Origin of the sequence: Massilia eurypsychrophila (assembly GCF_002760655.1) — a bacterium.
GTDB lineage: Bacteria > Pseudomonadota > Gammaproteobacteria > Burkholderiales > Burkholderiaceae_D > JAFCUW01.
In genome coordinates, this window is sequence record NZ_PDOC01000022.1 from 18,863 (window position 1) to 40,811 (window position 21,949).

Here is a 21,949-nt window from a genome sequence, read left to right on the forward strand (position 1 = left end):
ATGTTCGACGCGCGCTACAAGGAATGGCTGCAGAAAGGGTACTACGACTACCGTGCCTACGTGCCGTCGCGCCTGCTGTACCACGCGGACTATTTCCACATCCGGCACTTGCTGGAAGGAAGCGCCGACACTATCGCCGCCGAGGCCGCGCGGCGGCTGCGCCACGTGCTCCGCACCGCCGTCGCGTGGGTGCCGTTCTACCAGCGCTCGGTCAGGCTTTCCGCCAGAGAACTGGCGCACGAACCGCCGCGCCAGCTGCTCGACAGTTTTCCGTATGTCGAAAAAGCGCAGGTGATGGAGTGCCAGCGCGACTTCCTCGACCAGCGGCTCGATCCAGGCCGGCTCAACTACGCCACCAGCGAAGGCTCGTCCGGCCGCGGCATCGGCGTCTGGCGCACCAAGCGCCTGGCCGATATCGAAAAGGCGTTCTACAACCACGAGTGGGGCAAGTTCGGCTTCAGCTTCGACAAGGCGCGCTACCTGCGGATGGGCTCGGACGCGCGCCGGCTGCCGCACGAACCGTGCGCCGCCATCAGCGGCAACCGGCTGCTGCTGTCGCCATCGCACATCCTCCCGCGGCACAAGGCGGCAATCGTTGCCGCCCTCAACGCGTTCCGGCCGCAGTTCGTCCACGCCTATCCGAGCGCGGCGGCGTCGCTGGCCGAACTGATTGCACCCGGCGAGCTCGACTTCGCCGTCGACGCGGTGTTGCTCGCCTCCGAGCCGGCCACGCCGCAACAGCTGGCGTCGATCGGCCGGCTGTTCCGCTGCCCGGTGTCGATCAGCTACGGCCTGACCGAGCGCAGCAACCTCGCGTTCGCCACCAGCGTGGCGGGCAAGTGCCGGCCGTTCCGGTTCGAGCCGCTGTATGGCGTGACCGAAAACCGCTGGAACAACGGCCGGCCGGAGATCGTCGGCACCTCGTGCTGGAACGACGTGATGCCGCTGATTCGCTATTGCACCGACGATTTCGGCGCCGTCGACGCCGACGGCGCCTGCCGCGCCATCCACGGACGCGCGCAGGAATTCCTGCTTGACCGCAGCGGCAACCGCATTCCCGGCTTGCTGTTGATCGTCAACGGCGGCGCCTGGGATTTTGTGCGCCTGTACCAGGTACGCCAGACCAGGCCGGGCGCCATCACCATCTTCGTCGTGCCGAAGCACGGCGCGCTGAATGCGGCACAACGAAAATTCCTGCTCGACTATCAGCTGAAACGCTGGGGCGGCTGCTTCGACATCGACCTCGACGAAGTTGCCGATATTCCGCTGTCGGCCAGCGGCAAGCGCCAGCTGGTCGTCAACGAGCTGCGCTAGGCTGGCCCGAACGCCGTGCCGATCGCGCCGCGGGCAACGGCCAGCTGGTCGGCATCCTGCAGCAGCATCTTGAGGCGCCGCTGCAGCGGCGCCCAGCCGGCCCAGTTGACGGTGGCGGGCATCGTGGCCGGCACGCTGGCCGGCGTATCCGGCGGCGCCGAACCGAGCCTTGCGCGCACTTGATGGCAAGCCTGGTCGATGGCCGCGTTCACCTCGCTGCGCGGCAAGCCGTCCTTGTAACGCTGCAGCAGCAACCGCAGCGCCGCAATATGTGACACCAGCAGGTAGTTCTGCACCGTGAAGCGGTTCAGTTCGTCCGGTGCGCGATGCTTGGCGGCCGGCTCGTCGAGCATCCTGCCGAGCGCCGCGCTGAGCGTGGCGAGGCTGTCCATGAAGCCCTTGCGGCTGATGCGGTAGCGGAAATCGTCGCCGGCCCGCCCTTGCAGCAGGTCGCTGGCGGAATCGATATATTTGCGGTTCGCCTGCAGCACCGACTCGACCAGGCGCGGCAGGTTCTGGTATTCCCAGTTCGGCAGCACATAGCTGAAGAAGGTGGCGATCACCGTGCCGACCAGCGTGTCGAGCAGCCGCTCGGTGACGGCGCTGCCGACCTGCGGTACGGTCAGGCCGATCAGCAGCAGGATCTGCATGCTGGCGGCAATGGCCGTGTAGCGGTACTTGATGTACAGGAACGCCGGCGCGGCGGCGGTGGCGACGAACAGGAAACCGATCAGCGCGGCCGGCGCATGGACGAAGTGCAGGATCACCGCGGTCAGGATGCAGCCGATGACGGTGCCGATGACGCGGTCGGCACGGCGCTGGCGCGTCATGCTGAAGCTCGGCTTGAGGATGACGGCGATCGTCAGCGCAATCCAGTAGCTGTGCGCCTGGTAGGGCAGGAAGTCGCCCGCCACGAGGCCCACCGACACCGCCATCGCCACCCGCAGCGCGAAGCGAAACGCCGGCGAACTCCAGCGCAGGTTGGCGCCGAGGATGCCGACGCCGTAGCGCTGCTGGGTCAGGAACGGCGTCAGGTCGGCGCCGGACACCACCGGCAGCGCCACCGCGCCGGCCTGGCTGGCGGCGTGCAGCTGGCCGATCATCTTGACCATGTCGTTGACCTTGTGCGACGTTGCCAGCAGCACGGCCTCGGCCTCGCCGGAGGCGGTGCCGGCGCACTCGCCGAGCGCCTGCTCGAGCATGCGCATCTCGGCCGAATAGTCGAACGCGGCGTGCGACGGCCGGTTGCGCGTCATCGCATAGGCGGCCGACTCGATGTCGCGCGCCGCCTTGCCGATCAGTTCGCCCAGCAAAGGCAGCACCTTGCGGCCGGCGAAGTGCTTGCGCAGCAAGACGTAATCGGTGTGGGTCGACAGCACCAGCTCGTACAGGTCGAACATGGCGTAGTGCACCTGCACCAGCGCCGCGTCCGCCGCCGACGGCTTGCCGCGCAGGATCAGGTCACGCGATGCTTGCTGCCGCTCGGCCAGCACGATCTGCTGGCGCACCAGCTTTTCCATCTGCGCCGGCAGTGGATTGGCCAGGTCGTAGCAGCCGGCCTTGATCTCGGTGTAGCTCGCCAGTTCGTACAGCGCTTCGGACAGCACCTGCTGCTTCAGGCGCGCCTGCATCGCCCACACGACGACCATCGCGTACGCCATGTAGCCGGCGGCGCCGGCGAAAAACAGCGCGCCGTGCCGCAGCGCCTGGTCGGGCGTGGAGGCTTCCTCGCTGGCGAGCATCATCGAAAACAGCGCGGCGAACTGCAGCGGCATCGCCTTGCGGCCGTACACCACCATCATGCTGGCCAGGAAGGTCACCACCACGATGACGGTGCGCAGCAGCCACGGCACCGGGGAACACAGGCTCACCAGCAATACGACGATCGAACACAGCGCCACGCCGGCGAGCATTTCGTTGAACTTGTGGCGCAAGGGACTCGGCATGTCCATCAGGCTGGTGCACAGCGCGCCCATCGCCACGGCGATCGCGGTGGGCACGTCGCTGATGGCGAGGGTCAGGAAGGTGAGGCCGACGATACCGGTGGCGATGCGCAAGCCGGTATAGAAATAGTGACTGAAGAGGAAAGTGCGTGGCGCTAGGGCGTATTGCATGGGTTCATGATGCGCTGTCCTGGCGGGCGGGCACCGGTGTGAATAATGCATCGATTATAACGACGGCGCGGGCAATCTGGTGCTGGCCCGGCGCCGCGCCGTCGTGGCGATCTCACTTCTTGCGGAAAACGCAGACGATGATGTCGCTAGGGAAGAGCCGCAGCATCGGTATAGCGCACAGCAAGATGACGTACTGGACGTAGCAAGCGAGCTTGCCCACTTCCCCGGTAAAGCGCAGGCGCTCGAGCAGTCCGTTGGCGCGCAGGGAGGGCAGTTCGGCCGAAGAGGTCAGTTCGAAGCCGCGCTTGCAGACCAGTTCGGTAATGTTCTTATGGCGGAAATAGTGGACGTGCGGCGACGGCAGTCCCTTTTGCCAAAGCCGCTCGAATGGGCTTAGCCAGCCAATCCGGGCGAACAGCTTCGACAGCGTGTAGAAGAAGCCGGCGCTGCTCGGCAAGTTAAGGATCAGGATACCGCCATCGTTGAGGCGGGCTTGGGATGCGGCGATGGCGCCCTCGATGGCGGGAATATGCTCGATGACATCGTTGAACACGATGACGTCGAACGATTCGCCGGGGTTGAGCGCTTCCGGGAAGTAGCCGGCGCGCACCGGCAGGCCGCGTTTGGCCGCAGCGCCGCCGACGGTTTCGTCCGGCTCGATGCCGAGCACGGTGAATTTCTTGCTCGCTTCTTCGAGAAACCAGCCGTGGGCGCTGCCGACATCGAGCAGGGACTTGGCGCCGGGACGGACCTGCTTGGCGGCATGCTCGACGATCCACTTGAAGTTGTCGACCCGCAGCGCCTTGAGCGATTTTTCGCGCGCCTTTTCGTCGATGACGTGGCGCGTGGCTGCGTCGTTGATGGCCGGCTGCAGGTCAGCGCTCTCGTACTGGCAACCTGCGCACACCGCGTGCCACGCCGCCAGGCCTGCGTGTTTGGCGCCGCCGCACACGATGCAACTGTCCATCTGGTCTCTCACCATTTAGCTCATCCCGATCTATTTATTTAGGCGTAATACAACATTACAAAAACGCCAATAATTCTCGGGAGTGAGGATAGCATGGTTACCCTGCTATCGGTAAGGGGCCCGTCAACCCGGGCTTTAGCGGTAGAACGCCTCGACTGTGCCTTTCAGTTTGATCAGCAGCGGCTTGCCTTTGCGGTCGACCGATTTGCCGGAAGCGACCTTGACCCAGCCTTCGCTGAGACAATATTCTTCGACATCATTGCGTTCTTTGCCGTTCAGTTTGATGCCTACTTCGTGTTCGAACACGGCAGGGACATGGAAGGGGCTGCTCGGATCGACGGAAAGGCGGTCAGGCAAAGGGGGGAGGGTAGTGGTATCGTTCATGGGCTGGATTATCCACTAGAACCTCGACCAGTACAACGGTACGGTCGGTCACGCGCAATGCCGAGAGAAGAATGACAGACATCGAATTACCCTTCAGGGCGACCACCGCCGAAGCCTGTGCCTGGCTGGCGCTGCAGACCGGCACCCCATGGACCCTGGCCGCCATGATCGACAACGGCCTGACGCCCTACGTCTGGCTCGACTACGACGCCGCCTTTGCCGACATGTTCGGCGACGCCAACGGCGGCTACGCGGCGCCGATTTTCTTCGAAGGCGACACGGCGCGCCTGGCCGCCGGCAGCGCCGACGTGCTCATCACCATCACCAAGGACGTCTACAAGATCGTCACGCGCCTGCCGCCGCCAGGCTTTCGGCGCGAACTGCATGAGCTGCGCTTCCTGAAGAAGGAACTCGAGCGGCTAGTTGCCAGGCTCAAGCGCGAAGCCGAGCCGGCGCCCGCCGTCAAGGCCGCGGTGGCAAAGGAGTCGCAGGCCGGCATCAGCCGCGAACAGGTCGTCATCGCCTTCGGCGGCATGGTGCGCATCAACCTCGAGCAGGCACTGGACGGCGCCGCCGGCGTGTTCGGCGACGACGGCGCGCGCGTCAAGGGCAGCGCCAGGAAGTCGAAGAAGCAGGCCTTGTGGAATCCGGTGACGCTGGCGCTCGGCTTGAACGACTTGTACCGGGTGCCGATGTCGCAGTTGAAGCGGGCGTTCGGCGCGCACGAATTCCTGTTCGACTGGAATGGGCAATGGAACCAGACCCTGGCGTTGTTGGGAAAGTGAGGCGCCAGCCGAGTTGTGGATGCGCGGCGCGGTCAACAGGGTTATGATGGAATGGTTCGCCCAGGACCAGGAGTTAGTGATGACTCGCAAGACACCCATCGAGCGCTACCGCAACATCGGCATCAGCGCGCACATCGACGCCGGCAAGACCACCACCACCGAGCGCATCCTGTTCTACACCGGCGTCAGCCACAAGATCGGCGAGGTGCACAACGGCGCGGCGATCATGGACTGGATGGAGCAGGAACAGGAGCGCGGCATCACCATCACGTCGGCCGCCACCACCGCGTTCTGGAAAGGCATGGCCGGCAACTTCGACGAACACCGCATCAACATCATCGACACGCCCGGCCACGTCGACTTCACCATTGAAGTGGAGCGCTCGATGCGCGTGCTCGACGGCGCCGTCATGGTGTACGACGCCGTCGGCGGCGTGCAGCCGCAGTCCGAGACGGTGTGGCGCCAGGCGAACAAGTACCGCGTGCCGCGCATCGCCTTCGTCAACAAAATGGACCGGGTCGGCGCCGATTTCTTTCGCGTCCAGGAGCAGATCCGCACGCGCCTGAAAGGCGTGGCGGTGCCGATCCAGATACCGCTCGGCACCGAAGACGACTTCCACGGCGTCATCGACCTGGTCAAGATGCGCGCCATCCGCTGGGACGACGACACCCAGGGCGTCAAGTTCGCCTACGAAGACATCCCGGCCGGCCTGCGGGCAGAGGCGCAGCTGTGGCGCGGCCGCATGGTCGAGGCGGCCGCCGAGGCGACGCCCGAACTGACCGAAAAATACCTCGAAGAAGAGGCGCTGAGCGAGGACGAAATCAAGCAGGGCCTGCGCCAGCGCACGATCCGCAACGAGATCGTGCCGATGCTCGCCGGCAGCGCCTTCAAGAACCGCGGCGTGCAGGCCATGCTCGACGCCGTCATCGACTACCTGCCGTCGCCGCTCGACATCCCTGCCATCGCCGGCCACGACGAGCGCGACAACCCGATCGAACGCCATCCGTCCGACGACGAGCCTTTTGCCGCGCTCGCCTTCAAGATCATGACCGATCCCTTCGTCGGCCAGCTGACGTTTTTCCGCGTCTATTCCGGCGTCGTCAATTCCGGCGACACCGTCTACAACCCGACCAGGGGCCAGCGCGAGCGGTTAGGGCGCATCCTGCAGATGCACGCCAACGAGCGCAAGGAAATCCGCGAAGTGTACGCCGGCGACATCGCCGCGGCGGTCGGCCTGAAAGGCGTCACCACCGGCGACACGCTCAGTGCGCCCGAGCACGTGATCGTGCTGGAAAAAATGGTGTTCCCGGAACCGGTCATCTCCCAGGCGGTCGAGCCGAAGACCAAGGCCGACCAGGAGAAGATGGGCGTGGCGCTGAGCCGGCTGGCGCAGGAAGACCCGTCGTTTCGCGTCCACACCGACGACGAAACCGGCCAGACCATCATGTCCGGCATGGGCGAATTGCACCTCGAAATCCTGGTCGACCGGATGCGCCGCGAGTTCGGCGTCGAAGCATCGGTCGGCAAGCCGCAGGTGGCGTACCGCGAGACCATCCTCAAGGCGGTGCTGGATGTCGAAGGGAAATTCATCAAGCAGTCCGGCGGGCGAGGGCAGTACGGCCACGTCGTGCTCACGCTCGAACCGATGGCCGCCGGCCAGGGTTATCAGTTCGTCGACGCCATCAAGGGCGGCGTCGTGCCGCGCGAATTCATTCCGGCCGTCGACAAGGGCGTGCAGGAAAGCCTGCGCTCGGGCGTGCTGGCCGGCTACCCGGTGGTCGACGTGCGCGCCACGCTGACGTTCGGCTCGTATCACGACGTCGATTCCAACGAAAACGCCTTCCGCATGGCCGGCTCGATTGCCTTCAAGGATGCGATGCGGCGCGCCGGGCCGGTGTTGCTCGAGCCGATGATGCAGGTCGAAGTCGAGACGCCCGAAGAATTCATGGGCAACGTCATGGGCGACCTGAGCGGGCGGCGCGGCATGGTGCAGGGAATGGACGAGATTCCCGGCGGCGGCGGCAAGCTGATCAGTGCGCTGGTCCCGCTGGCCGAAATGTTCGGCTACTCGACGACGCTGCGCTCGCTCACCCAGGGCCGCGCGACCTACACGATGGAGTTCAAGCACTACGCCGCCGTGCCGCGCCACATCCTCGAGCAGGTGGCGGCGCTCGGCCACGGCTGACCGGCGCGCATCAAATCTCAGCCTTGCGCTTCGGCATGCGCGCCGACCATGCCAGCCGCAGCGCGACCAGCGCCATCAGCGGCGCTACCCAGAAATCGGGCGCGTGCATGGTCCACAGCGTCGCGCCGGTGATCGCGCACCACAGCAGCGGAATCGGCCACAACAGCCAATGCCCGGGCCGCGCCAATGCCAGCAGGCCAAGCGTCGCAAGCGCGGTCGGATCCGGCGCCACGCCGAAAAACTCCATCTGCTTCCAGGAGCGGCCGCCAATGGCGACCAGCATCGGATAGCCGAGGAAGGCAAACGCCACCACGCCCAGCGCCGGCCTGCGTAGCGCGGGCCGCGCGTGCGTGAACGCAAACTGCCCGCGCGCGCTGCCTAACCACAGCAACAGCAGCGCCTGCAGCGCAAAGGCGATGGCGAAAAAGACGCCGGCCGAGTTGACGTCGGCATACCGCTGCGCATGGAACGCCCACGCCACCCACAGCCAGCAAGCCGCCAGCAGCGCCGCCGCCACCCGGCCGGCCGGAACACCGCCGCGCGCCACGCAGCCCAGCGTCGCCAGGGCGGCGAGCAAGGCGACCAGCTGCGCCGGCCAGATGGCCAGGTTGTACAGCTCGAACATCCGGTAGTAGGTCTTCGCCGAAAACATCAGGAAGTCCGACAGCGAATACGACGACCATTGACTCATACCAGGGGCGCCACATGCTCGGCCATGCGCCGGCGCAGCGCGGCGTCGGGCATGCGGCCGGTGCCGGCCAGCATATTTTCGCGCACGTGGGCAACGCTCGACGTGGCGGGGATGGCGCAAGTGATGGCCGGATGCGACACGATGAACTTGAGCAGCACTTGCGCCCAGGTGGTGCAATCGATTTCCGCCGCCCACGCCGGCAGGCGGTGACGCTTCAACGCCTCGGTCAGGTCGCCCTGGCGAAACGGCCGGTTGGCAATGACGGCGATGCCGCGCTCGCTGGCCAGCGGCAGGATACGCTGCTCGACCTCGCGGTCGGCAATGTTGTACGTGACCTGCACAAAATCGATCGGCTGGCTGGCCATGATCTTGACGATCTCGGCGTGGCGCCGGCCTTCCGACGTGGTGATGCCGACGTAGCGCAGCTTGCCGGCCGCCTTCATCGCGAACAGCGCCGGCAGATGCGCTTCCCACGCCAGAAGGTTGTGTACTTGCAGCAGGTCGAATTTGTCGGCGCCCCACAGCCGGCGCGAGGTCTCGACCTGTTCCGGGCCGCGCGCGCCCGACCCGGTCCACACCTTGTCGGCGGAAAACAGGGTCGCCGGCTTGCCGAGCTGGCGCAAGCCGTCGCCGATCACTTCCTGCGCCGAGCCATACATCGGCGACGAGTCGAGCAGACGCCCGCCGGCGGCCAAAAAGTGGCGCATGACGTCGGCGCAACCGGCGCGCGCGGCGCGGTCGTTGCCGACGTTAAAGGTGATCCAGCTGCCCAGGCCGATGACGGGCAGCGCTTCGCGGGTGGACCGAATCGGCCGGGTCAGCAGGGCGCTTGGCGCCGCGGCGGCAGGCCCGAACGGCAGCGCGCCGCCGCCGATGGCCAGCATCGATGCGAGCAGCCGGCGCCGGCGCGGGGAAAGCAGGTGGTCCATTGGCTTCCTCTAGACGTTTTCATAAGTATATGACTGCTGCCACCAAGCTGTCGCGCAGACACTCTGGGTGTAAAGATGCGTAAACACTTTCGCGTGCGACATTGCAGGGCATTACACTGATGATACGATCGCACTGCTTACGCTACTTACAAAGACATTCCATGAAATTGCTGATTCGTTTTTTCGCCGGGGCGCATGCCGTCATCGCGGTCCTGTTCGTGTGTGTCGCGGGGATGCTGGTGGTGCTTGCTACCAAGACCGCCTGGATGGCGCTTGGCGCTGACAACGGCGAGAGCGCCAACGCCATCATCGAGACGATCGGCCTGCTGGCGGTGGCGGTGGTGTCACTGCAGATCGCCCAGACGATCATGGAAGAAGAAGTCATCCGCGAGGCGCAGGTTAGCGCGCCGACGCGGGTGCGCCGCTACCTGTCGCGCTTTCTCGTCGTGGTGGTCGTGGCGCTGGCGGTGGAGGGACTGGTGGCCACGTTCAAGGCGCTGCATCAAAGTCCGCACCTGCTACCGCACGCGGCGACCATTCTCGTTTCGGTCGGCTTCCTGCTGGCCGGCTGGGGCGCGTTCATCTGGTTCAATAAAGCGGCAGAACTACTCGAGCCCGAGGCGATGGCGCAGGCGAAGAAGGAAGACGTGAAGTTGGAGTAAGCGCTGGAATCGCAGTCGCGCGGCAGGCTCGCCGTTCTGCGTTCAAAATGACGTGTCGTTTATTAACTGCGGAGAACCAATGCGCATTGCCACTTTCAACATCAACGGATTGAACGCCCGCCTGCCGGCCCTGCTGCAGTGGCTGGAGGAAAAGCAGCCCGACGTCGCCTGCCTGCAGGAGCTGAAGACGCCGCACGAAAAGTTTCCCGAGGAAGCGATCAACGCAGCCGGCTACCAGGCCATCTGGCACGGCCAGAAGAGCTGGAACGGCGTGGCGATCCTGGTGCGCGGCACCGAACCGGTGGTCGAAGCAGGGCGCGGCCTTGCCGGCGACCCGGAAGACGCGCAAAGCCGCTACATCGAAGCGGCAGTCAATGGCGTGCTGATCGCCTGCCTGTATCTGCCCAACGGCAATCCCGCGCCCGGCCCCAAGTTCGACTACAAGCTGCAGTGGATGGAACGGCTGATCCTGCGCGGCGCCGAACTGCTCGCCAGCGGCTCGCCGGTCGTGCTGGCCGGCGACTTCAACGTCATCCCGACCGAGCTCGACGTCTACAAGCCCGAGCGTTGGGTCAACGACGCGCTGTTTCGCGCCGAAACGCGCGAAGCGTTCGGCCGGCTGATGGCGCAAGGCTGGACCGATTCTCTGCGCAGCATGCATCCGGACGAGAAAATCTTCACCTTCTGGGATTACTTCCGCGATGCCTACGGGCGCGACGCCGGCCTGCGCATCGACCACCTGCTGCTGAGCCCATCGCTGGCCGGCGAACTGAAGGCGGCCGGCGTCGACCGCGACGTGCGCGGGCGCGAAAAGCCGAGCGACCATGCGCCGACCTGGATCGAACTTGACCGGTAACCGAGAAGGTGCCGCGGGTGATCTGATATTCTGGTCGCATTAACCATGTGGGCCACCAATGATACCTGCCGATGTACGTTTCGAGATACTGCGCCGGATGAAGGCTGCTGAAAGCGAACACGACGTGCAGATCCTGCTGGCGGTGGAATCGGGCAGCCGCGCGTGGGGATTCGAATCGTCCAATAGCGACTACGATGCGAGGTTTATCTACGTGAACAGGCGCGACTGGTACTTGTCGGTCAGCCTGGAAGATCAGCGCGACGTGATCGAGTACCCGATTGTCGACGACATCGACTTGAATGGTTGGGACCTGCGCAAGGCGTTGCGACTTTTCTCGAAGTCTAATCCGGCCTTCGTCGAGTGGATACAGTCGCCGATTGTCTACCAGGAGCGCGGGGAATTTGCCACGCGGGCGCGCGACTTGCTGCCAGCGGCATACTCATGCGAGCACGGAATCTATCACTATCGCAGCATGGCCAGGACCAACTATCGCGGCTATCTGAAGGCCGACCTTGTGCCGCTGAAAAAGTATTTTTACGTTCTGCGCCCATTGCTGTCTGTTCTCTGGCTCGAACGTTACGGCGTGGCCGCGCCCATCGAATTCCACAAGCTGTTGCACCTGATCGAGAGCAACCGTCCGCTGCTCGCCGACATCGCGGCCCTGCTGGATCGAAAACGCGCCGCGCCGGAGATGGGATTGGAGCCGCCCGTTCTCAGCATTCACGACTTTGTAGAAAGTCAGCTTGACCGGCTTGAAGCGCTTGTCCCGGTACCTCAGCAACGTGCTGAGTTGGCGGCGCCGTTAAATCTGATTTTCCGACACAGCTTGTCCGAGGCTTGGGATTAAGAGCGCCAAACGAAACCGGTTACTTGCTGGGATGGCATCTCGCCCATACACTGAGCCATACCGACCGTCCGCTATCGGCCAGAAGCAGACATCATCCATTGGTTTCTTGTCGCTACCAACTAAGTCAATGAAAAAACGAACCCTGGTCATCGCAACGTTGGTACTAGTGATCCTGAACTGGCTAACAGAGGCACTAGGCACTATGTATTTTTCAACAAAGAGCAGAAGCTGCTGGAGTTGAGTTTACGCTGAACAATGTTGGGTCTGATGCGCTCCATGCAGTCGTTGTAGAAGTTACTGGTAGATCATATAAGCTTGGTTATATGCCCCCGGGAAGCAGCAAAACGGTGAAGCTTAATGCTCTCGGCGACTCGCACATTGCGTTGGAGTTTTCAAATGGCCGCCGCCTGACTATCGATTGCTACTTTCAGCCCACCCATGTCGGAAGCATCAGAGCAAAAGTCACATCTCAAGCTGTAATCGCCGTTGAAGATGAAGTCGGCCTGGCCCCCTATTGATAACAAGTCGACGTCTGCAATGGGTCGATATCGGGACCGCTCGACACTACCCGAGGAATCCTTTATGTGAAAAGGTTGGGCCGCCGGCGTTGGGTCGTTGCGCGCACCTTATGTCGGCTACACCGCTTTCGCCGACTGCGCATCCGACACGCGAGACGAGGAGGCATTCATCAGGGGTTTCTTTCATTTGCCTGCTCGCTCATTTGTTGGCGATTTGTATGTCGAACGGTTTTGTCAGGCGTTCTAACGCGCCGGCTGCCGCCAGATAGTAGTGTCCTCCGCAGGGAGTTTGGGGCAAAATAGCAAGATTGCAGCTACGCAATTTTACCAGCCGCTCGTCCGTCTCTAATTACAGCAAGGGTCTTGCATGCGCCACCATCTTCGCTCCCACTTTGCACGGCAACTGTACTTCGCGTCGTCGCTTACCATGCTGGCCGCCTGCGCCGTGTTGCCGCTGACGGTAGACAGCAAGGCGAGCGCACCCGTGCTTGACGGCTTTGGCGCGACCACGCTGGTGCCGTCGCAGGCGAACGATGCGGCACGCCGCCTGTTTGCCCAGGGCGTGGCGCAGATGTACGGCTTCAACGAGGCCGAGGCCATCCGCGCCTTCAAGGCGGCGCTGGCCAGCGACCCCGACTGCGGCCTGTGCGCCTGGGGCGTGGCGCTGCAGATGGGGCCGATCATCAACAACCCGACGCGCGGCGACCTGACTGTCGCCAAGCAGTACGCCGACTATGCCATCAGGCACAGCAAGGGCGCCTCCCCGCGCGACCAGGCGCTGATCGAGTCGCTGGCGCTGCGCTACGGCCACAGCTCGGCGAAGGCGATCGCGCCGCTGCCTGGCGCCGTCTGCCGCGCGCCGGGCTCTGCCGGCGATGAGCCCGCCGATCCGCTCGACAGTTCCTACGCCGACTACATGCGCTCGCTGACCGCGCGCTTTCCGGCCGATTCCGACGTGCTGGCGCTCTACGCCGAGGCCGAAATGGTCGTCACCACGGGAGAGCCGTGGGATCCGGTGTCCGGCAAACCGTCGGGCCGCACCGGGGAGCTCGCCACGCAGCTGGAAGCGGGCCTGGCGCGCGACCCCAATCACGTCGGCCTGAACCACTACATGATCCATGCGGTCGACGATGTGCGCGTTGCCGCGCGCGCCGTGGCCGCCGCCGACCGGCTCGGCAAGCTGGCGCCGAAGTCGCCGCACTTGGTGCACATGCCGGCGCATACGTTTGCGCTGGTGGGCCGCTACGCCGACGCCACGCGCGCCAACCAGATGGCCAACGCCAACGACGACGCGATGGATGCCGAGCTGAAGCGGCAAAATTTTTCCATCACCAAAGACTGGCGCGGCCACAACACGCACTTCCAGTGGTATGCCGCGGTCATGGAAGGGCGCGGCGACCTGGCGCTGGCCACCGCGCGCGCGGCGGCCAAGCGCTCGCGCGGCGAGCACGAGTTTTCGGAATACAACCGCAGCTTGCCGATGCTGACCTTGCTGCACTTCCAGCGCTGGGATGCGCTGCTGAAGGAGCCGATGCCGCGCGGCGGTAAAGGACTCGCGATGGTGCTTGGTGAAATGTCGCGCGGAATCGCCCAGGCGCGCAGCGGCCAGCCGGCCAACGCCAGGGGAGCGCTTGCGCGGCTGGAGCCGGCGGTCGCCGCTTTGCGTAAAAAGCATCGCCACAAGGACTGGATGGGCAAGATGATGAGCAGCCTTTCCGCCACCGCGTTGGCGCAGTTGAAGGCGGAGGTCGCCTTGATGGACGGCAGCGCCGATCAAGCCGTCAAGATGCAGGCGCTTGCCGCCGAGGCCGCCGCGCACGCCGACCGCAGCGAGCCGCCGATGCTTGCCGGCGCGCCGCTGCAACGGCTTGGCGAAATGCAGCTGAAAGCAAGCAGCTATGCAGCGGCCGAGAGGACCTTCCGCGATGCCCTGGCCCTGCGTCCGGCCAACGGCTGGGCGTTGAGTGGGTTGTCGAAAGCGCTGGCGGCGCAAGACAAGACGGCGGACGCCCAGCGCACGCGGCGCGACCTGGCGGTCAGCTGGGCCGCGGCGGATAGCCAGTTGCGTACTCAACAGTGAAAAGGCAGTCCCTTCATGATTAAATTTCCGCTAGTTTTGTTGTCCCTCGTCGCGCTGCCGTCGGCCGCCTTCGCGCAGCTCGCCGTCGCGCCGGCGGAGTTCGTGATGCGCTTCCAGCCTCCCGATGGGGTGAAGGTAAAGATGTCGTACCGCCTGGAGCGCACGCGCCTGGTCGAGGGGCAGCCCCAGGTAAAAGACGTCGGCGAGACGAGGACGGAAGGCGTTTTCAAGCGCGTCGGCGCCGGCTTCGAGTACGCCCCGAGGACTGTGTCGAGCACGATGAATCGCAATGGCAACTTGCTGAACGACCCAATCGTCGCGCTGATGTCGAAAGTGCCGGTCACCTTCGTGATCTCGGCTGGCGGCGAAGCAACATCGATCAAGGGGTATGGTGAGGTCGAGGCGTTACTGAAGTCGACGGTGTCGCCCCAGGTCGCCGCGGCGCTGGCGCCGATCGTCAACGAGGCCGCCATGGCTGGCCGCGAAACTGCCGAGTGGAACGCCCGCTACGCGGACTGGGCCGATGGCGAGTTTGCGATCGGCCAGGTCATCGACGTCAAGGCGCCTCAGCCGCTTCCCAACGGTGAAACGCTCACTTACACGATCCGCACGACGATTGCGGGGTGGGAGCCGTGTCCGGCCGGCCAGTGTGTTCGGCTCGAACAGATTTACGAGTCGGACGCGGCAGCGCTGGCGAACATTGCCAATGGCGTCATGCAGCGTGTGACGGCTGCAACACCCGCCGCTGCGGGGCTGGTCGTTCCGTCGAACAAAGGCGCACGCGTGTCGGGCTCGCTTACGCGGCTGATCGATCCAAAGACGATGCTGATCTATTCGGAGCAGGTGCGGCGCATCATCTCGATGAATCTTCAGGTCGCCGGCAAAGGCCTTGTGCCGACCACCCAGGAAGAAGTTCGCACCTACGCCTACGTCTACGAATAAGCCGCGAGCGAACAATCGCCGGCGCTGTACTGGCCGGAATCGGTCATCCTGGCAGCTGTTGATGGCTTTTCCAGTTCTGTGCCAATTTTCAAAAATGCCAGCGGCGATTTGACATATGCCGTCCCCTGTCACTTTTTGCTTAAGAGAGCTTACCGATGCAATCGAGCGTAGAATTTTTTGAGAATCAATTTTCAAAGCAGGTTCTACAAAAGCAGCAGTTACTGAACCCGTTTGAATCGTTGACGCTCCCGTACTTGGCCGGCGAGGTCCTCGATTTTGGCTGCGGCCTCGGAAATCTTTCGGTTGCGGCGGCCGAGGCCGGTTGTCACGTACTGGCGTTAGATGGATCGCCGACAGCGATTGCTCATCTTCGAGAGCTTGCTGGCGAGCGCGGTTTGCCTATTACTGCCATCGAGGCTGATCTTGGCTCCTACCGCATTGAGGCTTGCTTCGACACCGTCGTCTCCATCGGGCTGCTGATGTTTTTCGACCGCAAGACCGCTTTGGCGCAGCTCGCTCAAATGCAGTCCAGCGTGCGCCCTGGAGGGATTTTGTCGGTCAATGTGCTGATTGAGGGAACGACATTTCTGGATATGTTCGACCCGGCCAGCTACTACCTATTCGGTGCCGATGAATTAAAAGAGTCGATGGCGGAGTGGGAAATCATTGTGGCATCATTTCATGATTTCGAGGCGCCACGCGCGACGGTGAAACGCTTTTCGACGGTTATCGCCCGCCGAAAAGTATAGCTCTCCTGGATTCGCATACTGCTGGGCTAAACAGGGGGCAGACTAGACCAGTTGGTCCGACCCCGGTTTGGCGGCCGTGACCGGAATGCCTGCCTGCGGCGCCACGGGCTTCGAGAACAACCGGCGGACCGACCGGATGAGCCAGTGGAAGAGGGCGGCGCCCGAGGCGACCACCATCGCGATGACGGTCGGCAGCACCGCGCCGAAGGTCAAGGTCATGCCGAGCACGAAGCCAAGCACATACTGGGCGCGGTAGGTGCGCACCAGCAGCGACACCGCGAACAGGCCGAGGAAGAAGGTGGACACCACCGGGGAATTGGTCGTGAACGCAAAGGCGAGCGCTGCGCCGTAGGCCAGTGCGCCGACGAACCCGGCCAGCATGCCGGTGTTGGCGCCCGGCTGCTGTTCGGCACGGCGCAGCATGCGGCCGACGAGAAACCAGGTCAGCACCGGGATGAGCAGCAGGCCCCACCAGTTGGAGATCGCGGGCAGGTCGGCCCGGTTCAGGATGTGATGGGCGGCGACACCGCCGTGCGTGTGCTCCCAGCCTAGATGGACGAGCTCGAAAACGAGCGCGCACGCCGTCAGGATGAGGCGCGTACGGGCGGCGGGGAGAGCATTCATGCGGTTTTTCCTTTTAGATGTGTAGAGTATGGCCCAGCGCGCGCAGTGCAGCTTCCTGCACTGCCTCGCCCAGGGTAGGATGGGCGTGGATCGTGCCTGCGACGTCTTCCAGCACGGCGCCCAGTTCGATCGACTGCGAGAACGCGGCGCTCAGCTCGGACACGCCGCGCCCGACCGCCTGCCAGCCGACAATCAGGTGGTTGTCCTTGCGCGCCACCACGCGCACGAAGCCGTCGGTGCTTTCGATCGTCATCGCGCGGCCGTTGGCGGCGAACGGGAAGTTGGCGGTAATAAAATCGATGCCGGCGCGCTCGGCGTCTTGCGGCGTCATGCCGACCACGACGATTTCCGGATCGGTAAAGCAGACGGCGGGAATCGCCGCCGGCGTGAAGTGGCGCCGCTTGCCGGAAATGATGTCGGCCACCATCTCGCCTTGCGCCATGGCGCGGTGCGCCAGCATCGGCTCGCCCGTGATGTCGCCGATCGCCCACACGTGGCGCATCGACGTCTGGCACTGGTTGTCGACCCGGACGGCGCGCCCATTCATGTCGAGCAGCAGGTTTTCCAGGCCCCAGCCGGTCGTCGCCGGCCGCCGGCCCACAGCCACCAGCACGCGGTCCGCTTCCAGGCCGGTCTCGTTGGCGGCCGCGTCGCGGATGCGCACCGCGTCGCCGGCCGCGTTCAAGCCTTCCACATTGCAGCCAAGGTGCACGTCGATGCCCAGCCGCTTCAGGGCCGCGGCAACGGGCTTCGATAATTCCTCGTCGTACGCCGGCAGGATGCGGTCCATCGCTTCGACCACCGTCACCTGCGCGCCCAGCTTGCGGTAGGCGATGCCAAGTTCGAGGCCGATGTAGCCGGCGCCGACCACCACCAGGCGCTTTGGCAGCGTTTCCGGCGACAGCGCTTCGGTGGCCGACACGACGGCGCCGCCAAACGGCATGAACGGCAGCTCGACCGCCTGCGACCCGGTCGCCAGCAGCAGGTGCTCGCAATGAATGCGCATCGGCTCGTCGACGCCGACCAGCTTGACCTCGACGGTCTTGCCGTCGACCACCTTGGCCCAGCCCTTGACCACCTGCACGCCGTTCTTCTTCAGCAGCACGCCAACGCCGCCGGTCAGCTTCTTGACGATGCCGTCCTTCCACTGCACCGTGCGGCCGATGTCGATGCGGGCGGCGTCGGCCTTGATGCCCAGCGGCGAGTTGTTGGCGTAGTGGCGCACCTTGTCGAATTCCTCGGCCGCATGGATCAGCGCCTTGGACGGAATACAGCCGATGTTCAGGCAGGTGCCGCCCAGGCTGTCGCCTTCGACCAGGATGGTGGGAATGCCGAGCTGGCCGGCGCGGATGGCGGCGACGTAGCCGCCAGGCCCGCCGCCGATCACCAGCAAGGTGGTGGTTGCTGAATTCATGCCTTACTCCACGAACAGGGTGGCGGGGCTTTCGAGGTAGCCGCGGATCGCTTGCACGAACTGGGCCGCATACATGCCGTCGACGACGCGGTGGTCGAACGAACACGACAGGTTCATCATCTTGCGCGCGACGATGGCGCCGTCGCGGATGACCGGACGCTCGACCATGCGGTTGACGCCGACGATCGCCACTTCCGGGCTGTTGATGACCGGCGTGGTGACGATGCCGCCCAGCGCGCCCAGGCTGGTGATCGTGATGGTCGAGCCGGACAGCTCCTCGCGCAGCGCCTTGCCGTTGCGGGCAGCTTCGGCCAGGCGCGCCACCTCAAGCGCGCTCGACCATGGATCGCGTGCTTCGGCGTGGCGCACCACCGGCACCATCAGGCCCGGATCGGTCTGCGTGGCGATGCCGATGTGCACCGGCTCGAAGCGGGTCACGATGCCGGCGTCGTCATCGAAACGGGCGTTGACCTGCGGGAAGCTGCGCACCGCCAGCACGATGGCGCGCATCAGCAGCGGCAGCAAGGTCAGGCGGCCGCGTTCGGCGCCCCAGCGCGTGTTCAGTTGCTGGCGCAGCGCCTCGATTTCGGTGACGTCGATTTCCTCCACATACGTAAAGTGGGGAATGCGGCGCTTGGCGTCCTGCATCTTTTCGGCGATCTTTCGGCGCAGGCCGATGATCGGCACAGCCTGCTCGCCGCTCAGTTCGGCGTAGCGCTCGGCCACCACGCCGGCTGCCGGCTTGCCGCCGCGCGCCACGTAGGCGTCGAGGTCGGCGTGGGTGATGCGCCCTGCCGCGCCGCTGCCGAACACGAATTGCAAGTCGATGCCGAGATCCCAGGCGCGCTGGCGCACCGCGGGCGGCGCCAGCGGCTTTTCACCAGCCGGGCGCGTCGCGTGGGCAGGCGCTGCCGGCGCTGCCGCTTTGGCGGCGGCCAGCACCGGAACGGCGGCCGGCGCCGCCTGTTGCTTGATCTGAACGGGCGGCGGTGGCGGCGCTTCCGCCATCACCGCTTCGCGCGGCGCAGCGGCAGCCTTGCCGGCCACCACGTTGCCGGCGCCTTCCACTTCCAGGCGTATCAGTTCGGCGCCCACCGCCAGCGCCTGGCCCAGCGCGCCGCCGAGGGCCACGACAGTGCCGTGCACCGGCGACGGAATCTCGACGGTGGCCTTGTCGGTCATCACGTCGGCCAGCACCTGGTCTTCGACCACGCTGTCGCCGGGTTGCACGCGCCAGGCGACAACTTCCACTTCCGCGATGCCTTCGCCCAGGTCGGGCATCTTGATCACATGAATGCCCATGTCAGACTCCCATCGCACGTTTGAAGGCTTCGCCGACGCGGTCGGGGCCAGGGAAATAAGCCCATTCCTGGGCGTGCGGATACGGCGTGTCCCAGCCGGTGACCCGCTCGATCGGCGCTTCCAGGTGGTAGAAACAGTGTTCCTGCACCAGCGCGCACAGTTCGGCGCCAAAGCCGCTGGTGCGCGTCGCCTCGTGCACGACCACGCAGCGCCCGGTCTTTTTCACCGAGTTGACGATGGTGTCGAGGTCGAGCGGCCAGATGCTGCGCAGGTCGATGATCTCGGCGTCGATGCCGGTCTCGCGGGCGGCGGCGTCCGACACGAACACCATGGTGCCGTAAGTGATGACGGTCAGCGCGGCGCCTTCGCGGAAAATCGACGCCTTGTCGAGCGGCACCGTGTAGTAGCCTTCCGGCACTTCGCCGAGCGGGTGCTTGGACCACGGCACCACCGGCTGGTCGTGGTGGCCGTCGAACGGGCCGTTGTAGAGGCGTTTTGGTTCGAGGAAGATCACCGGGTCGTCGTTCTCGATGCACGAGATCAAGAGGCCCTTGGCATCATAGGGATTCGACGGCATCACCGTGCGCAGGCCGCAGACGTGGGTGAACATCGCTTCCGGGCTCTGGCTGTGGGTCTGGCCGCCGTAGATGCCGCCGCCGCATGGCATGCGGATCGTCATCGCCGCCGTGAATTCGCCGGCCGAGCGGTAGCGCAGCCGAGCCGCCTCCGACACGATCTGGTCCGACGCCGGATAGAAATAATCGGCGAACTGGATCTCGACGACCGGCCGCAGGCCGTAGGCGGCCATGCCGACGGCGGTGCCGACGATGCCGCCTTCTGAAATCGGCGCGTCGAACACGCGGTTCTTGCCGTACTTGGCCTGCAGGCCGTCGGTGCAGCGGAACACGCCGCCGAAGTAGCCGACGTCCTGGCCGTAGACGACGACGTTGTTGTCGCGCTCGAGCATGACGTCCATCGCCGACCGCAAGGCCTGGATCATCGTCATCGGCACTGTTTTAATGTCTGGATCTCTGCGCACGTTCACACTCCCAGTTGTTGACGCTGCCGGCGCAGGTGCTCGGGCATGTCCTTGTAGACGTCTTCGAACATCGACGCGGCGCTCGGCACGCGGCCGTTGGCCAGCGTGCCGAACTGCTCGGCCTCCTTTTGCGCGGCGACGATTTCCGCTTCCAGTTCGGCCTGCGTGGCCTCGTGCTCGGCGTCCGACCACAGGCCTTTCAGCGTCAGGTGCTTGCGCAGGCGGGCGATCGGGTCGCCCAGCGGAAAGTGCGCCCAGTCGTCGGCCGGCCGGTATTTCGACGGGTCGTCCGACGTCGAGTGCGGGCCGGCGCGGTAGGTGACCCATTCGATCAGCGTTGGCCCGAGGTTGCTGCGGGCGCGTTCGGCGGCCCATTTCGAGGCGGCGTACACGGCGAGGAAATCGTTGCCGTCGACCCGCAGCGACGCGATGCCGCTGCCGACGCCGCGGGCGGCGAAGGTGACGCTCTCGCCCCCGGCCAGCGCCTGGAAGGTCGAGATCGCCCACTGGTTGTTGACCACGTTGAGAATCACCGGCGCCTGGTAGACGTGGGCGAAGGTGAGGGCGGTGTTGAAGTCCGATTCCGCAGTGGCGCCGTCGCCGATCCAGCCGGAGGCGATTTTAGTATCGCCCTTGATGGCCGACGCCATCGCCCAGCCGACCGCCTGCACGAACTGCGTCGCCAGGTTGCCGGAAATGGTGAAGAAACCCTTCTCGCGTACCGAGTACATGACCGGCAGCTGGCGCCCTTTGAGCGGGTCGCGTTCGTTCGACAGCAGCTGGCAGATCATCTCGACGAGCGAGAAATTGCGCGCCATCAGCAGACTCTGCTGGCGGTAGGTGGGAAAGTTCATGTCGCCGTCCTGCAGCGCCAGTGCGTGGGCGGTGCCGATGGCTTCCTCGCCGAGCGAGGTCATGTAGAACGACATCTTCTTCTGGCGCTGGGCGATGACCATGCGCGCGTCGAAGATGCGCGTTTTCATCATGGTGCGCAGGCCGAATCGCAGCATGTCGCTGTCGATCTCCGGCGCCCATGGCCCGACAGCATTGCCGTCGTCGTCGAGCACGCGGACCAGCGTGGAGGCGAGCTCGGCGGTGTCGGCCGCCAGCACGTCGACTGGTGGGCGCGGGGCCGCGCCGGCGGCGCTGAGGTGAAGATAAGAAAAATCCGTCTTGCATCCCGGGCGGCCGGTAGGCTCCGGGACGTGCAGTGTCAGAGGCTTACTCTGATTCATGAAGCTTCCCCTTGGTAAGGTGATGTGCGCCCAAGAGAATAACAAATTGTTCACGCGACAGGAGTACGGCGCGCGCAAATATTTATCGTGCAGTGCAATATATCCGAACCAACTATTGGCGCCGGGAAGTTCTGGTGTCAGGTCTGACATTCGGACATTTCAAGGCGAAATGTCCGAATGTCAGACCTGACACCAGAACTTTGCTCGAGCGCGGATCTCTCCGCGGGCGGGCGGCCGCCGGCCCGGCGGCGGCGCTCTCACCGCCAACCTCAAAACCATCATTCCCGCGCAGGCGGGAATCCTTACCATCTA

The 21,949-nt window shown here is 64.7% G+C and carries 19 protein-coding genes and 1 pseudogene; 10 read left to right on the top strand and 10 right to left on the bottom strand.

From position 1 onward, the window contains the following. A complete protein-coding gene (locus tag CR105_RS22825; RefSeq protein WP_099792530.1) occupies positions 1-1,314 on the top strand; it encodes a phenylacetate--CoA ligase family protein in 1,314 nt (437 codons plus the stop codon). Here the strand turns inward: CR105_RS22825 and CR105_RS22830 are convergent. The 3 genes from CR105_RS22830 to CR105_RS22840 all read right to left on the bottom strand — a co-directional run bounded on the left by CR105_RS22830 (position 1,311) and on the right by CR105_RS22840 (position 4,779). Further along, positions 1,311-3,428 carry an FUSC family protein gene (locus CR105_RS22830; protein WP_099792532.1) on the bottom strand — a complete coding sequence of 706 codons (2,118 nt, stop codon included), beginning with the start codon at positions 3,426-3,428 and terminating at the stop codon, positions 1,311-1,313. The two genes, CR105_RS22825 and CR105_RS22830, sit on opposite strands and share 4 nt — an antisense overlap. Before the next feature lie 112 nt (positions 3,429-3,540). Continuing rightward, complete coding sequence (locus tag CR105_RS22835; protein WP_099792534.1) at positions 3,541-4,395, bottom strand: class I SAM-dependent methyltransferase; 855 nt, start codon at positions 4,393-4,395, stop codon at positions 3,541-3,543. A gap of 135 nt (positions 4,396-4,530) precedes the next feature. Further along, positions 4,531-4,779, bottom strand: a complete 249-nt coding sequence (locus tag CR105_RS22840) for a DUF3297 family protein (RefSeq protein ID WP_099792536.1) — start codon at positions 4,777-4,779, stop codon at positions 4,531-4,533. A gap of 71 nt (positions 4,780-4,850) precedes the next feature. Here CR105_RS22840 and CR105_RS22845 point away from each other — a divergent pair, with 71 nt between their 5' ends. After that, on the top strand, positions 4,851-5,564 hold the full coding sequence (locus CR105_RS22845; RefSeq protein ID WP_099792538.1) for a hypothetical protein: 714 nt from the start codon (positions 4,851-4,853) through the stop codon (positions 5,562-5,564). A 79-nt stretch (positions 5,565-5,643) separates the two neighbouring features. After that, a complete protein-coding gene (gene fusA, locus CR105_RS22850; RefSeq protein ID WP_099792609.1) occupies positions 5,644-7,749 on the top strand; it encodes an elongation factor G in 2,106 nt (701 codons plus the stop codon). Between the two features lie 10 nt (positions 7,750-7,759). On the opposite strand, the gene CR105_RS22855 is transcribed toward fusA, so the two are convergent. After that, positions 7,760-8,440 (bottom strand): DUF6064 family protein, encoded by a 681-nt coding sequence (locus CR105_RS22855; protein WP_099792540.1) that lies wholly within the window; start codon positions 8,438-8,440, stop codon positions 7,760-7,762. Beyond that, on the bottom strand, positions 8,437-9,369 hold the full coding sequence (locus CR105_RS22860) for an aldo/keto reductase (protein ID WP_229414085.1): 933 nt from the start codon (positions 9,367-9,369) through the stop codon (positions 8,437-8,439). Before CR105_RS22860 ends, CR105_RS22855 begins: the two co-directional genes overlap by 4 nt. Positions 9,370-9,530: 161 nt before the next feature. Here CR105_RS22860 and CR105_RS22865 point away from each other — a divergent pair, with 161 nt between their 5' ends. From CR105_RS22865 to CR105_RS22890, 7 genes and pseudogenes are all read left to right on the top strand, one after another. Continuing rightward, on the top strand, positions 9,531-10,031 hold the full coding sequence (locus CR105_RS22865; RefSeq protein WP_099792542.1) for a hypothetical protein: 501 nt from the start codon (positions 9,531-9,533) through the stop codon (positions 10,029-10,031). Between the two features lie 79 nt (positions 10,032-10,110). Continuing rightward, positions 10,111-10,887, top strand: a complete 777-nt coding sequence (gene xth, locus CR105_RS22870; RefSeq protein WP_099792544.1) for an exodeoxyribonuclease III — start codon at positions 10,111-10,113, stop codon at positions 10,885-10,887. Positions 10,888-10,945: 58 nt separating this feature from the next. After that, a complete protein-coding gene (locus CR105_RS22875; RefSeq protein ID WP_099792546.1) occupies positions 10,946-11,734 on the top strand; it encodes a nucleotidyltransferase domain-containing protein in 789 nt (262 codons plus the stop codon). A gap of 569 nt (positions 11,735-12,303) precedes the next feature. Then, positions 12,304-12,477, top strand: a pseudogene (locus CR105_RS29100) (IS5/IS1182 family transposase); the annotation flags it as partial. A 142-nt stretch (positions 12,478-12,619) separates the two neighbouring features. Next, a complete protein-coding gene (locus tag CR105_RS22880) occupies positions 12,620-14,332 on the top strand; it encodes a hypothetical protein (RefSeq protein ID WP_131021809.1) in 1,713 nt (570 codons plus the stop codon). A gap of 15 nt (positions 14,333-14,347) precedes the next feature. Further along, positions 14,348-15,274 carry a hypothetical protein gene (locus CR105_RS22885; RefSeq protein WP_131021810.1) on the top strand — a complete coding sequence of 309 codons (927 nt, stop codon included), beginning with the start codon at positions 14,348-14,350 and terminating at the stop codon, positions 15,272-15,274. A gap of 155 nt (positions 15,275-15,429) precedes the next feature. After that, the gene (locus tag CR105_RS22890) at positions 15,430-16,023 is read left to right on the top strand and encodes an SAM-dependent methyltransferase (RefSeq protein WP_099792551.1); all 594 of its coding nucleotides are present in this window, start codon (positions 15,430-15,432) and stop codon (positions 16,021-16,023) included. A 42-nt stretch (positions 16,024-16,065) separates the two neighbouring features. On the opposite strand, the gene CR105_RS28490 is transcribed toward CR105_RS22890, so the two are convergent. The 5 genes from CR105_RS28490 to CR105_RS22915 are packed head-to-tail and all read right to left on the bottom strand — an operon-like array spanning position 16,066 to position 21,637. Then, entirely contained in the window at positions 16,066-16,647 is a 582-nt protein-coding gene (locus CR105_RS28490; RefSeq protein WP_180288278.1) for a hypothetical protein, read from the bottom strand. Between the two features lie 13 nt (positions 16,648-16,660). Continuing rightward, the gene (gene lpdA, locus CR105_RS22900) at positions 16,661-18,061 is read right to left on the bottom strand and encodes a dihydrolipoyl dehydrogenase (RefSeq protein WP_099792553.1); all 1,401 of its coding nucleotides are present in this window, start codon (positions 18,059-18,061) and stop codon (positions 16,661-16,663) included. 3 nt (positions 18,062-18,064) lie between these two features. Then, a complete protein-coding gene (locus CR105_RS22905) occupies positions 18,065-19,363 on the bottom strand; it encodes a dihydrolipoamide acetyltransferase family protein (RefSeq protein WP_099792555.1) in 1,299 nt (432 codons plus the stop codon). Between the two features lies 1 nt (position 19,364). After that, positions 19,365-20,369, bottom strand: a complete 1,005-nt coding sequence (locus tag CR105_RS22910; protein ID WP_099792557.1) for an alpha-ketoacid dehydrogenase subunit beta — start codon at positions 20,367-20,369, stop codon at positions 19,365-19,367. Between the two features lie 35 nt (positions 20,370-20,404). Beyond that, entirely contained in the window at positions 20,405-21,637 is a 1,233-nt protein-coding gene (locus tag CR105_RS22915; protein WP_099792559.1) for a 3-methyl-2-oxobutanoate dehydrogenase (2-methylpropanoyl-transferring) subunit alpha, read from the bottom strand. Positions 21,638-21,949 lie beyond the last annotated feature (312 nt).

Bases quoted from the DNA above. Each gene is read 5' to 3' on its own strand.
- CR105_RS22825 (WP_099792530.1), top strand. From the start codon at position 1: ATGTTCGACGCGCGCTACAAGGAATGGCTGCAGAAAGGGTACTACGAC.
- CR105_RS22830 (WP_099792532.1), bottom strand. From the start codon at position 3,428: ATGCAATACGCCCTAGCGCCACGCACTTTCCTCTTCAGTCACTATTTC.
- CR105_RS22835 (WP_099792534.1), bottom strand. From the start codon at position 4,395: ATGGACAGTTGCATCGTGTGCGGCGGCGCCAAACACGCAGGCCTGGCG.
- CR105_RS22840 (WP_099792536.1), bottom strand. From the start codon at position 4,779: ATGAACGATACCACTACCCTCCCCCCTTTGCCTGACCGCCTTTCCGTC.
- CR105_RS22845 (WP_099792538.1), top strand. From the start codon at position 4,851: ATGACAGACATCGAATTACCCTTCAGGGCGACCACCGCCGAAGCCTGT.
- fusA (WP_099792609.1), top strand. From the start codon at position 5,644: ATGACTCGCAAGACACCCATCGAGCGCTACCGCAACATCGGCATCAGC.
- CR105_RS22855 (WP_099792540.1), bottom strand. From the start codon at position 8,440: ATGAGTCAATGGTCGTCGTATTCGCTGTCGGACTTCCTGATGTTTTCG.
- CR105_RS22860 (WP_229414085.1), bottom strand. From the start codon at position 9,369: ATGGACCACCTGCTTTCCCCGCGCCGGCGCCGGCTGCTCGCATCGATG.
- CR105_RS22865 (WP_099792542.1), top strand. From the start codon at position 9,531: ATGAAATTGCTGATTCGTTTTTTCGCCGGGGCGCATGCCGTCATCGCG.
- xth (WP_099792544.1), top strand. From the start codon at position 10,111: ATGCGCATTGCCACTTTCAACATCAACGGATTGAACGCCCGCCTGCCG.
- CR105_RS22875 (WP_099792546.1), top strand. From the start codon at position 10,946: ATGATACCTGCCGATGTACGTTTCGAGATACTGCGCCGGATGAAGGCT.
- CR105_RS22880 (WP_131021809.1), top strand. From the start codon at position 12,620: ATGCGCCACCATCTTCGCTCCCACTTTGCACGGCAACTGTACTTCGCG.
- CR105_RS22885 (WP_131021810.1), top strand. From the start codon at position 14,348: ATGATTAAATTTCCGCTAGTTTTGTTGTCCCTCGTCGCGCTGCCGTCG.
- CR105_RS22890 (WP_099792551.1), top strand. From the start codon at position 15,430: ATGCAATCGAGCGTAGAATTTTTTGAGAATCAATTTTCAAAGCAGGTT.
- CR105_RS28490 (WP_180288278.1), bottom strand. From the start codon at position 16,647: ATGAATGCTCTCCCCGCCGCCCGTACGCGCCTCATCCTGACGGCGTGC.
- lpdA (WP_099792553.1), bottom strand. From the start codon at position 18,061: ATGAATTCAGCAACCACCACCTTGCTGGTGATCGGCGGCGGGCCTGGC.
- CR105_RS22905 (WP_099792555.1), bottom strand. From the start codon at position 19,363: ATGGGCATTCATGTGATCAAGATGCCCGACCTGGGCGAAGGCATCGCG.
- CR105_RS22910 (WP_099792557.1), bottom strand. From the start codon at position 20,369: ATGACGATGATCCAGGCCTTGCGGTCGGCGATGGACGTCATGCTCGAG.
- CR105_RS22915 (WP_099792559.1), bottom strand. From the start codon at position 21,637: ATGAATCAGAGTAAGCCTCTGACACTGCACGTCCCGGAGCCTACCGGC.